15 protein-coding genes are annotated in these 13,844 nt (G+C 50.4%); 6 read left to right on the forward strand and 9 right to left on the reverse strand.

What is annotated here, in order from left to right:
• Positions 1–173: 173 nt before the first annotated feature.
• Together K7G97_RS13440 and K7G97_RS13445 are read right to left on the reverse strand one after the other, a co-directional pair.
• Positions 174–1,004 (reverse strand): GNAT family N-acetyltransferase, encoded by an 831-nt coding sequence (locus K7G97_RS13440; protein ID WP_223040771.1) that lies wholly within the window; start codon positions 1,002–1,004, stop codon positions 174–176.
• A 63-nt stretch (positions 1,005–1,067) separates the two neighbouring features.
• Entirely contained in the window at positions 1,068–1,550 is a 483-nt protein-coding gene (locus tag K7G97_RS13445; RefSeq protein WP_223040772.1) for a hypothetical protein, read from the reverse strand.
• Positions 1,551–1,687: 137 nt separating this feature from the next.
• Between K7G97_RS13445 and K7G97_RS13450 the strand changes: the two genes are divergently transcribed.
• On the forward strand, positions 1,688–2,191 hold the full coding sequence (locus tag K7G97_RS13450; RefSeq protein WP_223040773.1) for a hypothetical protein: 504 nt from the start codon (positions 1,688–1,690) through the stop codon (positions 2,189–2,191).
• A gap of 83 nt (positions 2,192–2,274) precedes the next feature.
• On the opposite strand, the gene K7G97_RS13455 is transcribed toward K7G97_RS13450, so the two are convergent.
• Together K7G97_RS13455 and K7G97_RS13460 are read right to left on the reverse strand one after the other, a co-directional pair.
• Positions 2,275–3,540, reverse strand: coding sequence for a HAMP domain-containing sensor histidine kinase (locus K7G97_RS13455; RefSeq protein WP_223040774.1), 1,266 nt, complete (start codon positions 3,538–3,540; stop codon positions 2,275–2,277).
• A complete protein-coding gene (locus tag K7G97_RS13460; RefSeq protein WP_223040775.1) occupies positions 3,537–4,193 on the reverse strand; it encodes a response regulator transcription factor in 657 nt (218 codons plus the stop codon). Before K7G97_RS13460 ends, K7G97_RS13455 begins: the two co-directional genes overlap by 4 nt.
• Before the next feature lie 130 nt (positions 4,194–4,323).
• Here K7G97_RS13460 and K7G97_RS13465 point away from each other — a divergent pair, with 130 nt between their 5' ends.
• The 5 genes from K7G97_RS13465 to K7G97_RS13485 all read left to right on the forward strand — a co-directional run bounded on the left by K7G97_RS13465 (position 4,324) and on the right by K7G97_RS13485 (position 10,569).
• Entirely contained in the window at positions 4,324–5,475 is a 1,152-nt protein-coding gene (locus K7G97_RS13465; RefSeq protein ID WP_223040776.1) for a hypothetical protein, read from the forward strand.
• 198 nt (positions 5,476–5,673) lie between these two features.
• Complete coding sequence (locus tag K7G97_RS13470) at positions 5,674–8,499, forward strand: sensor domain-containing protein (RefSeq protein WP_223040777.1); 2,826 nt, start codon at positions 5,674–5,676, stop codon at positions 8,497–8,499.
• A gap of 85 nt (positions 8,500–8,584) precedes the next feature.
• Positions 8,585–9,466 carry a YitT family protein gene (locus tag K7G97_RS13475; protein ID WP_035410093.1) on the forward strand — a complete coding sequence of 294 codons (882 nt, stop codon included), beginning with the start codon at positions 8,585–8,587 and terminating at the stop codon, positions 9,464–9,466.
• A 23-nt stretch (positions 9,467–9,489) separates the two neighbouring features.
• Positions 9,490–10,386 carry an alpha/beta hydrolase gene (locus K7G97_RS13480; RefSeq protein WP_223040778.1) on the forward strand — a complete coding sequence of 299 codons (897 nt, stop codon included), beginning with the start codon at positions 9,490–9,492 and terminating at the stop codon, positions 10,384–10,386.
• A gap of 15 nt (positions 10,387–10,401) precedes the next feature.
• The gene (locus tag K7G97_RS13485; RefSeq protein WP_223040779.1) at positions 10,402–10,569 is read left to right on the forward strand and encodes a hypothetical protein; all 168 of its coding nucleotides are present in this window, start codon (positions 10,402–10,404) and stop codon (positions 10,567–10,569) included.
• A 51-nt stretch (positions 10,570–10,620) separates the two neighbouring features.
• Here K7G97_RS13485 and K7G97_RS13490 read toward each other — a convergent pair whose 3' ends face one another.
• The 5 genes from K7G97_RS13490 to flgL form a co-directional block, all read right to left on the reverse strand.
• On the reverse strand, positions 10,621–11,445 hold the full coding sequence (locus K7G97_RS13490; RefSeq protein ID WP_223040780.1) for a squalene/phytoene synthase family protein: 825 nt from the start codon (positions 11,443–11,445) through the stop codon (positions 10,621–10,623).
• A gap of 194 nt (positions 11,446–11,639) precedes the next feature.
• Positions 11,640–11,864: a carbon storage regulator CsrA gene (csrA, locus tag K7G97_RS13495; RefSeq protein ID WP_029342527.1), complete on the reverse strand. Its 225-nt coding sequence runs from the start codon at positions 11,862–11,864 to the stop codon at positions 11,640–11,642.
• Entirely contained in the window at positions 11,864–12,304 is a 441-nt protein-coding gene (fliW, locus tag K7G97_RS13500; protein WP_029342528.1) for a flagellar assembly protein FliW, read from the reverse strand. The genes csrA and fliW overlap by 1 nt, the downstream gene beginning before the upstream one ends.
• A 4-nt stretch (positions 12,305–12,308) precedes the next feature.
• Positions 12,309–12,887 carry a DUF6470 family protein gene (locus tag K7G97_RS13505; RefSeq protein WP_223040781.1) on the reverse strand — a complete coding sequence of 193 codons (579 nt, stop codon included), beginning with the start codon at positions 12,885–12,887 and terminating at the stop codon, positions 12,309–12,311.
• Between the two features lie 13 nt (positions 12,888–12,900).
• A complete protein-coding gene (gene flgL, locus K7G97_RS13510; RefSeq protein WP_223040782.1) occupies positions 12,901–13,839 on the reverse strand; it encodes a flagellar hook-associated protein FlgL in 939 nt (312 codons plus the stop codon).
• Between the last annotated feature and the right edge of the window lie 5 nt (positions 13,840–13,844).

Genomic DNA, 13,844 nt, shown 5'->3' on the forward strand with positions numbered 1-13,844 from the left:
ATCCGCAGACCGTTCTTTGATGATGCATTACACGTCCACTCGACTCCTACAGGAAAAAGCGCGTTCGCGCTGTCAGAGACGAACAAGACCCGGCTCTGCGTCGAAGACGACAGCGCCGCGGCTTGTGTCTCGCCTGAGGAAAGCGAGTGGAAAAGTCGTGATGTTTACTTCAATTAAACCGCTAACACGTGGAACTGATAGCCACGATGTACGACGAATCCTGCCTCTTTGTAAAGATCGAGTGCCCGGTCGTTGTCCGTCTCGACGTCGAGTTCGAGTTGTGTCCGACCTGTCCGGAACAACGCTTGAACCATAAGCTTCAGCATCTTCTTCCCGTAACCATTACCTTGCGCTTCCGGACGAACCGCGAACGCATGAATGCTCGCTTGTGTATCGGAAGCGAGATAAGCACGGATGACGCCGACTGGTTTGCCGCTCGCGACACCGATGAACGTAATTCGGTCGTCAGATTCAATCGCTTGATAGATCGATTCCGCTTCCTCGTCCGTGTTCCCGAACGATTTACCGAGCGTCTCAACGATGAACGGACGATCGCCCGCTGTCGCTTCCCGTAATTCGAAATCCGGATCGGCTTTTAAGAACAACTGCGCCTTTTTCAAGACCATGTTGTACTCTGTCATCCGGTACTCGGCACCTAATCCTTCGAGGACAGCTTGACCTGACTCACTTGCGTCGTCAATGACGAACGTAAATGCTTCAACGCCTGCTTCCGTTGCCCGCGCCCGTGCTGCTTCAACGAGTGCCGTGAAGACACCTTGTTTCCGGTAATCCGGATCAACAAAGACATTCAATTCCCACTCTGTCGGTAAGTACGCGAATGTTTGTAAATATCCAATCAATTGTTCGCCATCATAGATTGCGAAATCGTTCTCGCCGACCCAATCGGCTGCGACTTTTAATTCAATGCCATCGTGATCGTTGACACATTTTTCGAGTTGTAATACATCTGTTGTTTGTTTGACGTCTGTGACGTTCCATTCCATATTCATTCACCTCATTTTCAACTATACCGAACGAACAAAAGAAGCACTAGCAAAAGCTAGTGCTCATTGCAGTTTAAATGTTTTCATCATCTGCGGGACATCCTTAACGATCAAGTTCTCGATCGCTTTCTTGCCGACAGCTCCTTTGACGGCTTCCGTCGGTAAGACGTAGTAGTACGTTTTGCTCCCTTTCGTCCCGAGATATGTACCATATCCGATTTCACGGTCGAACTGTTTTTTCGAGAGCTTCTTCGGCTCATAGTTCAAGTTGACGAGCAGTTGGTCCGCTCCTTTAACTTTATAGTACAACGCGAACGTGCCGCTCCGCGTGATGACACCGTATTTCGATTTGACCGTCTTGTTCTTGACGAGCTCGACTTTATCTTGTTGGATCGCCTTTTTCAACGCGTCCGTCGTTTTGACGGTATAGCCGAACGATTCGTTCGCGACAACCCCTTTACTGTATGTCACGTTACTTGCAGAAAAGCCCGTCACCGGAGTCAGACATGCTCCGAGTAAGACTCCTGTCATTGCGATTCGTTTCATGCTGACTCCCCCTTAAAATGATCGATAGTAATGGATTCCCTTTTGTGAAATAGGTAAACTCTATTCTCGAAAAAGATTTGACGGAATTGTCTAAATTTCTTACGATAGGGATAACGAAACGAAATGGGGTTAAAGCGATGACTGAACAAGAACAATTAACGCAAGAACAGCTCGATAACTTGCTCAAGAATGCGTTTGCAATGCAGGTTCCGATCCTCGAGAAGTTCATGAAGGATACACACGATCGTTATGCACTCGCAACGACGTCGTTCAAGCGTGACATGGAAGCAATGAAAGAGACGGAATGGCATCAGTTCTTCGCGAGTAAACTGTTACCGCACTTCTTCCTCGAGCACCTCGGATTCGGGGCATCGTTCCGCTTCAACGGACATGACAAGGAAGTCGATCTTCCGGAAAACGTCGTACCGGTCCGTAATGATGCCGATGAGCAAATCGACAAGGTCGTCCTTGGGGTCAAAAAGGCGATGCAAGACGAGCACATCAAAAATCACGATCTTGTCGCGAACTTCTATAAGGAAACACTCGAACTCGCTTGCCAGATGGGCAGCCGTGTCGGGATGAGCGATGAGTTTTATACTCTCGTCAAACCAAGTCTCGTTCATGCGAACGAAGGTCAATAATCGTTACATTAATTCAAGAGAGGTCAGTTCCGGAATGGTTTCCGAAAACTGACCTCTCTTTTTGTATGCCTGATAGAATACGTTTAAAACTGAACGTAGAAAACCGCTCCCCCACCATTCCGGTCACGGACACCATACGCGAACTGATGACTATCGAGAATCATCCGACTGATCGCAAGACCGAGTCCATGTCCGGCACTGCCTTCTTGTTTAACGTAGACGTCCCAGATCGTCGCCCGGTCTTCTGCTCGGACACCCGTTCCTTCATCCTCGACCGTCAATTCCTCATTTGTTAAGCGAACCGTGACCGTCCCGCCGACTGGCGAAGCAAAACGAGCGTTCATTAGGAAGTTGATCAGAACACGTTCGAACATCCGTGGATCAAGTGACTGTTTTACCGGTTGGAGCTCCGTTGCCAGTGTCAGTCCTGCCTGTGTGAACGTCCCGCGCAGGCGTTCAACCGTCATCGACGCGAGTTCATCGAGTGCCACATCCGTCTTTTCAAGCGGCATCCGTCCACCAGCAAGCTTCGAATAAAGCAACGTCTCATCAATCAGATGACCGAGTCGATCCGTCTCCTCGATGATGCTCGTCGTCACGTCGGGCAGTTCAGCAACGGGAATGACACCTGCCGCAAGTGCTTCGGTCTCGTTTCGAATGATCGCGAGCGGCGTCCGCAAGTCATGAGTGATACCGGCAATGAACGTCTTCTGTAGATGATCCTTCTGTTTGAGTTGCGTCTGCATCTCGTCGACCGCGTCAATCAACTCCCCGACTTCATCCTTCGGTCGTGCCGGTAAGACGACGTCCGTCTCACCAGCACCAATCTTTTGGGCAACGGACCGAAGCGTGACGATCGGTCGTGTCAGGTGCCGTCCCATGTAATAGGCAAGCAATGACGCGAGCAACAGTGTCACGAGTAACGCGAGTCCGATCGCGAGATAAACACCGCTCAGCGCACTACTAGCTAGTGGTGCTTGTCGGACCGTCGTGATGCGCGTTCCGTCAACAGTCAACTGGTACGTCAATAACCGTTCGCCTTGCACTTCAATGACATCTTCCTTCTTGAGATTATCAAGAAGTGGTAATCGCCCCGCCGGTCCGCGTGCGCCAATCCGTTGCGTCAACCCGTCGGTCGTCAAAAATCCTTGGATGTCACGCGGAATCGGCGTGTCGGCTTCAATCGCTTGTTTAATGATGTTCGCTTCCCGGGCAAGTTGATCGTACCGTTCACTTTCTGCGAACCGATTGACGAGAAACGCCGTCAAGACGAAACTGAGGACGCCCATCACGAGCAACGGACCGACGACAGCGTATAAGAATTTACGCATCAAAGGACGTCGTTTCATTCAATCGCCTCCAATCGATAGCCGACCCGGTGGACCGTCTTCAATTGTTGTTTAATGACGGGTAACTTATCCCGCAATTGTTTGACATGCGTGTCGACCGTCCGGGTATCGCCACCAAATGCATATCCCCAGACGTCGTCGAGAATCTGATCCCGGCTCAGTGCTTCCCCAAGATGTTCGATGAAATAAAGCAACAGTTCGAACTCCATCTTTGCGAGACTGACCGCCTGCTCCCCCGCTTTGACTTGGCGTCCCTTCTCATCGATCGACAATTCACCAAACGCATGGCGAGCGACCGGACGGACTTTAAGTGCCCGTTCAAGCCTGATCGTCAACTCCTTCAGGACGACTGGTTTGACGAGATAGTCATCGGCACCGAGTTCAAGTCCGAAGACGCGATCATCGGCCTCGCCGCGTGAGGTCATCATGAAGACGACCGGCGGCTGAACTTGTGATTTGATACTTGGTACGAGTGACCAACCGTCACCGTCTGGTAAGCGGACGTCGATCAAGACGGCATCAAACGCTGTCGTCAGGCACTGTTTCGCCTCTGCTAACGAACCGGCAATCGTCACCTCATACGCATGGTGCCGAAGGAAACGTGCCGTCACCTGCGCTAATTTTTGTTCATCTTCAATCAATAGTACGTTCATGGTCATCCCTCCACTCTTAGTGTAGCGCCTTTTTGCCTACATTTGCCTTTCTTCGCAGTTTCTTTGCAACTTCCTCACAACTTCTCTTTCGTGACCCTCTACCATAAAAGGTGAAAGGAGTGATCATCCCATGACATTAAAAAAACAATGGATCACTGCATTGACAATTAGCGCATTAACAGTCGGAGGCGCATCAGCATACGCTGCGACGAACGACGACTCGAGCACAACAAAACAAGCGAAACACGGGCACCACTTCGAAGGTATGAAAAAACATGACATGACGTTACTCTTAAAAAAATTGAAGCTGACACAAGCTGAGGCAGATGCTGCCCGGGAGAAAGGACAATCGATCGCTGATCTCGCAAAAGCAAAAGGGATCTCGTTCGCTGATTACAAGAAGGCAGAACTCGCAGCAGCGAAGGAACAACTCGCAAGTCTCGTCAAATCAGGCGACTTAACGCAAACGCAAGCAGACGACATGCTGAAGCGTCAAACGGAACGGTTCAGTGGCGTCAAGAGCTACGATGAACTCAAAGACAAGATGCCGATGGGTCGCCACGGTGGACCAGGTTTCTTCAATGAATCATTGATCGCCGACGTCCTGAAGGCACTTGGACTGAGCCAGTCGAAATTCGACGCAGCGAATCAATCGCTTGCTGCTTATGCGAAGGCACAGTCGATCAAGTTCGCCGACTATAAAAAAGCATTGCTTGCGGCGCAAACAAGTGAACTCAATCAACTCGTCAAAGACGGGAAGATGACGAAAAAGCAAGCAACGGAAATCAAGTCTCGTCTGACAGAGGAATATAAGGATGCAAAGAGCTACGACGATCTTCCCGATCACGGCGAACACGGTAAGCGCGGTGAGCATGGACCGGGTGGTGTCTTCGGTGACTCAACATCCGCGATTTTAAAAGCACTTGGACTCGATGAAGCGAAATTCGAAGCTGCAGAGCAATCCTTGCCTGAGTTTGCAGAAGCGAACAAAATCGCTTATGCCGATTTCGAGAAAGCCGTCCTGACAGCACAAACTGCTGCGATTGATCAACAAGTCAAAGATGGCAAGCTGACAGACAAACAAGCAAAGCAGATCAAGGAACACATCGAGTCCCGCGCGGATGATGTCTCAAGCTACGCTGACCTCAAGAAAGGTCCAGCACGTGACGGTCATGGTCCAGGACACGGACATGGTCCGGGTGGTGACATGCCAGGTGCACCGGATCAAGGAACGGATGCCGATCCAAATGCCAGTGATACATCCGTCGATTTAGCGATTTAAGGATGAGACCGAAGCTCTTTCATGAGAGTTTCGGCTTTTTTGTGTTCGATTTAGGACAGATGTCTTTTAATCATGATTTTCATATACTGGTTCACTTTTTTGAAAAATAAGTCTATTCCTTGAACGAAGGTTGCAATTTCCATTTCCTACACCCGATACTAGTAAAGAGAACGCTAGTATTGTAAGGAGGTGACGTGGATGGCTTTTCATGAAGCGATGAATCGGATTCGTCAATCCGACACAGCCCCACTCTATATCGGTGGACTGGAAGTGTCCCGTCCGGAAACGGCGGAAGCCTTCTTTCAGCAACAGACAGATGCAATCTTTTTATTCGATGCCTCTGGAACGATCATCTATTTCAATGAACAGTTACCAGACATGCTCGGCTATTCCGCTGAGACGCTCTATGAGCATTTCGCTGTGTTCAATCCGCCTGATCAGATTGAAGCGGTGACTGCCTTTTTCACGCGCGCCTTAAACGGTGAGACCGTTCATTATACGGCACAAGGACTTCATGCTGACCAACACCGGGTTACGTTGAAGATTACGAACATGCCGGTTGAACAAGACGGACAAGTCATTGGTGTATACGGAGTCGCACGCGATATCACACGTGAGAAACAACTCGAAGAAGATGTCTCGTCGATTCGTTCTCAACTTGAACTGACGGAACAGATTCCGGAACTCGTCGTCTTTCACTTCGACGTCAACACACAAACGATCGAGTTTTCTCCCGCATTGTTGCATTTTTTAGGTCTTTCAGAAGTCGATGCGACGACGCTTGACCAAGAACAGTTATTTAGTCGGATTCATCCACGTGACTTTGATCCACTCCGGTTCGAGATGGAACGTTTGATTGCGGGTGAAAAGGAACGTTTTGAAATGGAAGTCTCCCTGTTGACCGCTGACGATACCTATCAGCTGTTGCGCTTGAAAGCCTTCCATCGTCCGCATCATCCAGATCATCTATCGGTCGTCCTCTATGATTTATCGGAAGTCGACGAAGCACGACGTCAACTCGTCACCGAACGGGCACAGGCACGTGAGATCTACGAAGCCGTTAATGCCGCGATCTCACAAATCGACTTGTTCTCGGGACGAATCCTCTTTCACTCACAAGGGTTTCTACACATCTTTGAAGAATTGCCGCAGGATTTAATTCTCAGTCGTGAGTGGTTGTTCGAGCGGTTAGACGTCCGCGATCACGCGACGATGAAACAGTTCATTAGACGGTTGGTCGACGGTCAGGCGGGAACGATCCAGTACCGCCTTCACTTCCCGGATGGTCGCGTCAAATGGATCGAGGACCAACAGATCCCGGTCTTCCAACTAGACGGCACGATTGCTTACACGAATAGCATCATGCATGACATCACGCTTCAAAAAGCGTACGAGGAACAATTACGGCAACTTGCTTTGCGTGACGCCGTGACACATCTGCCGAACCGGCAAGCACTCATCGAAACGATTGACGCATGGCAAGAAAAAAACCAAGCGTTCTTCGTTCTCACTGTCTCCTTCAACCGGATCGCTGAGATCAACAACGCCTTCGGACACGGTTCCGGTGATCAGTGGCTACAAGGAACGGCAGCTTTATTACAACAAACAAAACCGGACGAGACGTTTCTTGGGCACCTTGGCGGCGATGAGTACGCTTTGCTCGTACCGACGAGTTATAAACAAGACGTGACGACATGTGCTGAGGCGTTGCTCGACTTATCGGAAACACCAATCTCGATCGAACCATATGCCTTGTTCGCGCGGATCTCGGTCGGAGTCAGCCGGTATCCGGAAGACAGTACGGACGCTGTCGAATTATTGAAGCATTCCTATACCGCCTTACGTCGTTCACGTCGTGAAAATCACAGCACGATGCACCACTACGCATCGAATCTTGATATCGATTACTACCGACGCTATCGTCTTGAGCAAGACTTGCATTATGCAATCGAGCGCAATCAACTGTTCCTTGAATATCAGCCGAAAGTCGATAGCTGGACCGGAAAAATCGTCGGTCTCGAGGCATTGATTCGCTGGCAACACCCGGAATGGGGGCGGATTCCACCGAACGACTTCATTCCGCTTGCCGAAGAGAGTGCCTTACATGTCGCAATCGGCGACTGGGTCGTCGAGACAGCATGTCGTTCGATGCAACACTGGCAAACGACAGGCGCAGAGCTCGTTCCGATTTCCGTCAATGTCTCACCAAAACGATTCTTGATTCCTGGTTTTGAACATCATATCGAACGGATGCTGTCGACGTATCAGCTCGCACCTGAATTACTCGAACTCGAAATCACGGAAGCGGCCTTGATCATGGATGACCCGATGACGAGTCGGACACTTGAATACGTCAGTCGGATCGGCGTTCGAATCGCACTTGACGACTTCGGGAAAGGCTATTCCTCGATGGTCTATCTGCAACGGTATCCGATCAACGTCATCAAGATTGACCGACAGTTCGCGACCCACATCACCGATGACGCCAAAGCCCAAGCGATCGTCAAAAGTATTCTCTACATGGCAGGTGAGTTCAATCTAACGGTCGTCGCAGAAGGCATCGAGACACTTCGTCAGCTCGATACGTTCCGGACGCTCAATTGTCCGAGTATCCAAGGCTACCTGTTTAGTCGCCCGGTTCCAGCGGACGTCATGGAATCGTTCCTCTTGCGCGAGATCTTGTATCCGATCGAAGCCTGTTCCTTGTCGAGCGATACGGTTCCTCGCTTCTCTGTCTCAGGAAAGGTTCGCATGTTAACGCATCATGAACGACCATTCGAACTTCCTTTTTCGGACATCGAAGCCCATCAGACGAGCACACGGGCACTCTATTTTTCGACGAAGACACCGTTACCGTTGTCGGATGCGACGTTTGAGATTCGCTTGAGTGAAGGATTACAACTCGTCACGTGTACAGTGACGATCACCGGACAGGAAGATGAACAATATATCGGCGAATACACGAATCTGACAGAAGCGGAACAGATCATGCGCTTCTTCCAGTCGTTACGTTATCGCCCTTGACCTCTCACGAAGACGTTCACACACGTCTTCGTGCTTTTTTGTTATAGTAATCGTAAAGCGTTTTACTTCAGAAGGGAGGAATGGCATGCAGTCACCACTACCTACGAAACATCATCGCCGCTCTACGAAAGGTCAGCTCTTTCGACGATTATTGATGCTGACGATCGGTGCCATCATCTTCGCGCTTGGACTAAAAGGATTCCTTGTTCCAAATAACATCATAGATGGCGGCATCGTCGGAATCTCGATCATCGGCTCAAAAGTGACCGATACGACGCTCGCCTTATGGCTGTTCTTCTTGAACATCCCATTCATCTTCTTTGGCTACAAACAAATCGGAAAAACGTTCGCCCTGTCGACGTTATATGCGATCTTCGTCATGGCGATTGCAACAAAACTCCTCGAGCACATCGGTCCGCTGACGAGCGTGGATTTGCTCGCGACCGTCTTCGGTGGCTTGATTCTTGGAATCGGCGTTGGCATCGTCATTCGCTCGAGTGGATCACTCGACGGAACCGAGATTCTCGCTGTCTCCTTCAGCCGCTCGACGCCGTTTTCAGTCGGTGAGATCGTGATGTTCTTCAACGTCTTCATCCTCGGCGCCGCTGGTTTCGTCTTCGGTTGGGACCGGGCGATGTACTCGTTGATCACCTATTTCGTTGCCTTCAAGACGATTGACGTCGTCATCGATGGACTCGATCAGTCGAAGAGTGTCTGGATCATTTCGGAGAATTACGAAGAGATCGGTCTTGCAATCATGGATCGACTCGGTCGAAGCATGACGTACTTAAACGGAGAAGGTGCCTTCACCGGCGACGGTAAAAAAGTCATCTTTTGCGTCATCAGTCGCCTCGAGGAATCAAAACTCAAAGACATCGTCCGTGACTTCGATGAGCAAGCCTTCATTGCGATCGGCAACATCCATGATGTCCATGGCGGTCGCTTCAAGAAAAAAGATATCCATTAACCGAACGAAAGGAAGGAACACGGGTGTGGAAAAAACATCGTAAGAAAATCATCGGTGGCGTGGTCGTCATCGTGACGCTTGCTGTCATCGTCGTCATCGGAATTTCCGGTTATGTCGGCTCCTCGTTGACGCAACCGGAACGGGAAGCCTTGACGACGACACCAAAGAAAGCGGAAGGGCTCGACTATGAAGACGTCACCTTCCGCTCCTATAAAGACCGGACACGTTTGTCTGGCTGGTGGATGCCTAGCGAGGACGCAAAACTGACGGTCGTCTTCGCCCACGGTTACGGCAAGAACCGGGAACAAGAAGATGTTCCGGTCTTCCCGTTATTCAAGAAGTTCCACGACGCGGGCTATAACGTCCTGACGTTTGATTTCCGGGGATCCGGTGAATCGGACGGAAAACGCGTCACGGTCGGTGCAAAGGAACAAGATGATTTGCTGACGGCCGTCCGATATGCAAAATCGCGGTCTTCTAAACCAGTCGTCCTCTACGGTATCTCGATGGGCGCTGCAACATCACTCGTGACCGCTCCAAAGGCGGACGTCGTCGGTGTCATCGCCGACAGCCCGTTTAGCGATCTCGAGAACTATCTCGCAACGAACCTGCCTGTCTGGAGCGGATTACCGAACTTCCCTTTCACCCCGATCATTCTGGAGATCACGCCACCTCTGACGGGTCTCAATCCAGAACGGGTGAAACCGATTGAAGCGGTTCGACGGATTGAGTATCCGATCCTGTTGATCCACGGGAAGGACGACGATGCGATTCCAGTCACGGAAAGCATGAAGATTCAAAAGGCGGCGCCGCGCTCCGAGCTCTACGTGACGGAAAACGGTGGACACGTCCAGTCGTATGCGCACGACCGAAAAGCGTATGAAGAGAAAGTCATGACGTACTTGTCAGATCTGCATTGATGAGAGGAGATTGACATGCAACAGTTATCGTTGTTCCTGACCTTTTTCGTCGCACTGACAGTCATGACAATCGGACTGCTCGTCTCCCGCCGTGCCGGCTATCGTTTACCGTACGGACGAACGATTGTCTTGATTTGGACCGGCTCCGCCCTGATCGGACTAGCCCTTTACTTATTACGTTAAACGAACAGCCGCTCGCTTCCTTGATGGAAACGAGCGGCTGTTCGTTTGTGCTTATCGTTTTAGTACGGCAGCGCCGACGATCTTCAAGACTTCCGGACGACTTAGTTTTTCTTTCCCTTTTGCAAGGGCATCGAGCGTTCCATGTGCGAGTGCAAGTGGAATGTGACAGAATTCATAAATCGTCGTATCCTTCGGAATGGACGCAAGGTAGGCATCGGCTTCTGCGAGATTCTCACGCGCATAAGCAAACATCGTATCCGTCGTCCAACCAGGTGGGAAGTAACCGACACCACGCTCCGCATCCTCCTGTTGGTTCCGCAGGATGTTGACGGCTTGTAAACCACGACCAAATCCGATCGCTTGCTGTTTATCAGTGACGATACCAGCCTTCCAGTACCAGATGTCGGATAACATGACACCGACGAGTCCGGCGACATAATACGTATACTCGTCAAGATCTGCTTCCGTCTCGACCGTCCAGTCACGCTCTGCCCAGACCGCCATCCCTTCTGCCATCTCCGCCGTCGAATCGAGGACCTTCGGACGAATCGCGGCCGGACAATAGGCGATCCACTCCGGTAGACGGAGTGTTACTTCCGGTAGATGCGCCGTGTAGGGCGCAATCAACTCGAGATAGGTCGTAGCGGAGAACGTGCCCCGCATCAATAACGCTGTCTCGCGAAGTAACATCGTCTTGACGTCCGTCGCCAAGTCCTCATGGTCTTCAATCTCATCGATGGCACGCATGCATAGATAAGCAGCACCGACCGCTTCCTGTAAGTCTTGCGATAGTCGACTAATCGGGATATAGAAGGTGCGACTCGTCGCTTTTAATACACGGTTCGCGTCTTTTTTCAGCTGCTTCGTCTCATTCATTCCTGACAACTCCCTCTTTGGCTCAAAAGGTTTCTTTTCTCTTCATTACTATACACGATTCAACGCGTTTCAGCATTTGTTTCATGATAAGAAAGACTCCCTTTGCAGCACATTCGGGCAAAGGGAGTCTTTTCGTCCTCGTTTGAAGCGCATCGTTCATTAAAAAGATACGTTCCGATGACATTCAAATGGAATCATTTTTCCTGTTGTTTCAAGAGTTGTCCAATCAATCCAGTACTACGGGACGCTTCCGTGTTCTCTTCTTGGATCGACAAGTAGACTTCCTTCCGGTGGATATCAACTTGCCGTGGCGCCTTGATACCAATCTTGATTTGATCACCTTCGATTGCAAGAATCGTCAGTTCGATGTCATCCCCGATTTGAATCGCTTCTCCCGTCTTTCGTTTCAGTACGAGCATCAGCGACCACCTACTTCCGTCAGACTACCGATCAGATGACGATTCGTGTATGTATCGTCCAGGATGATTTGTTTCGCGAGCCGTTGTTTCGTCTCCATGACGAAAGGTGCTCGTAAGTTCGTCGTCGACGTCGTGAACGGATCTCGTAATGTGACCGTCGTGTAGACAGCGACTTGCGCCGTATCCTCGATTCCGAGTTGCTCTTTTGCTGCCTCCGGTAACTCGAAGACATATTCCGGATCAATCCAGAACGGGTTCGTCACGACGAAGGCACACTCCGGCTGATCAATCGATTGAAACGACCAGAACGGAACGCCTTCTCCGAACGGGAGCAAGATGAAGCGTTTTGCTTCCGGAAAACCTGGTAATTCAGACGCGAAGGTGATGATTTCCGTCTCGTCAATCGTAATGGTTCCAAAAAAATCCGTTTCGATCTGCATGTCGTTATCCTTCCCCATCGAATATGCCGCCAACCGGCCACATATTCAGTTGATTTTGTTCTTGTAGATAAATCTCGACCTGACCTTCTTTTACGGTCAATTCCGGTCGATGCGTTTCGACATCGATCTTCGGACGATTCGCGGTATAACTTAACCGTACCTCAGCCGGTGTATAAGTCGTCTTGACTCGATCGAGGCTCCGCGGAATGAATCCGAGGGTCGTCACTTCAGCAGGAGGTGTATCATTGGCTTTCGCAATTCGTGCAACAGTTCCCCCGCCCTGCTCGATCCGCATCAGTTGATCGCCTTCGGAAGCTCCTTTTGCGACAGCTTCCTGTCCTTTTTGTCGTCCATAAGTAGCATACTGTCGAACGGACTCAAGCGCAGGAACGCGCCCCATCTCGATCCAAGCTTGTGTCGAATCGATCTCAAGACGCGCTGCGACCGTTTCAATCGATAATTCCCCACGTGGTTGTTCGATCGACAGGGAGGCAGGTGTCTGCTTCTGCTCGATTTGCGGACGCGTGATGTTCATCCCGATTCGTGCCGCCGTCTGACGCATTTCAAGATGCGGAAGATCCATCTGCCTTCACCCCTTATCGTAGGAAATCGAGTAATGTCGGCTGAATGATTCGTGCCCCGGCGCTGAGTGCTGCGCGGTGTAACGTCTCGTATGACTTCAGCTCCATGATGACTTTTTCCGCCTCGATGTCTTCGTTATCCGACATGACCGTCTTCGCGATGATTTCTTGGTCCTCAAGCCGTGACGTGTTCAAATCCATCCGGTTGACCCGTGCCCCGAGATCAGCACGTGTCTCGACCGTTCCATTGACCATCTCATCGATATCTTTCAACATCCCGGATAAGGTAGCCCCGTTGTTATCAGCATTCGTACCGAGTGCATCATAGACTTTTTTCAACGTTTGGAACGTTTCCGGTCCGAAGACGCTGAGTGGTGAAATGTTGACTTGGACTTCGATTCCAGAAGAGACTTCATATTTGATGGATTCCGTCTCCTTGTCCGTCGGATCCCCATCCGTGAAGACACCATCGACCGGTCCCGTTGTACTTGCCAAATAATCACGCAATCCGTCCATCGAGACGAACTCCGTATCCGTCTTCGTCCCGTTGAAAATCCCTTTTTCGTTGTATTTCGTGTTTGCGAGCGTCCCGATATGTTCAATCAATTGACCGACCTCGCTCTGGATCGCTTTACGTTGTGTCGCATCATACGTATCCGTCGCTGCTTGCGTCGTCAACTCACGAATCCGACTCATCGCTGACGTGACTTCGTTAAGGGCCGAATCCGTCAAGTCCATCCAGCCAGTTGCTTCACTGGCATTTTTCTTGAACTGTTCGACTTCTCGTACTTCCGTCCGGTAACGTACGCCTTGCATCGCAACGACTGGATCTTCGGACGGACGCTGAATCTTCTTCCCACTGATCAATTGTTCCTGAAGCGTGCTCAAGCGCTGATAGCTTGAGGATAAGTGCCCGATATTCGTTTTCGTCAACATCGTTTGTGTTACTCTCATCTATT

Source organism: Exiguobacterium acetylicum (assembly GCF_019890935.1).
Classification (GTDB): Bacteria; Bacillota; Bacilli; order Exiguobacteriales; family Exiguobacteriaceae; genus Exiguobacterium_A; species Exiguobacterium_A abrahamii.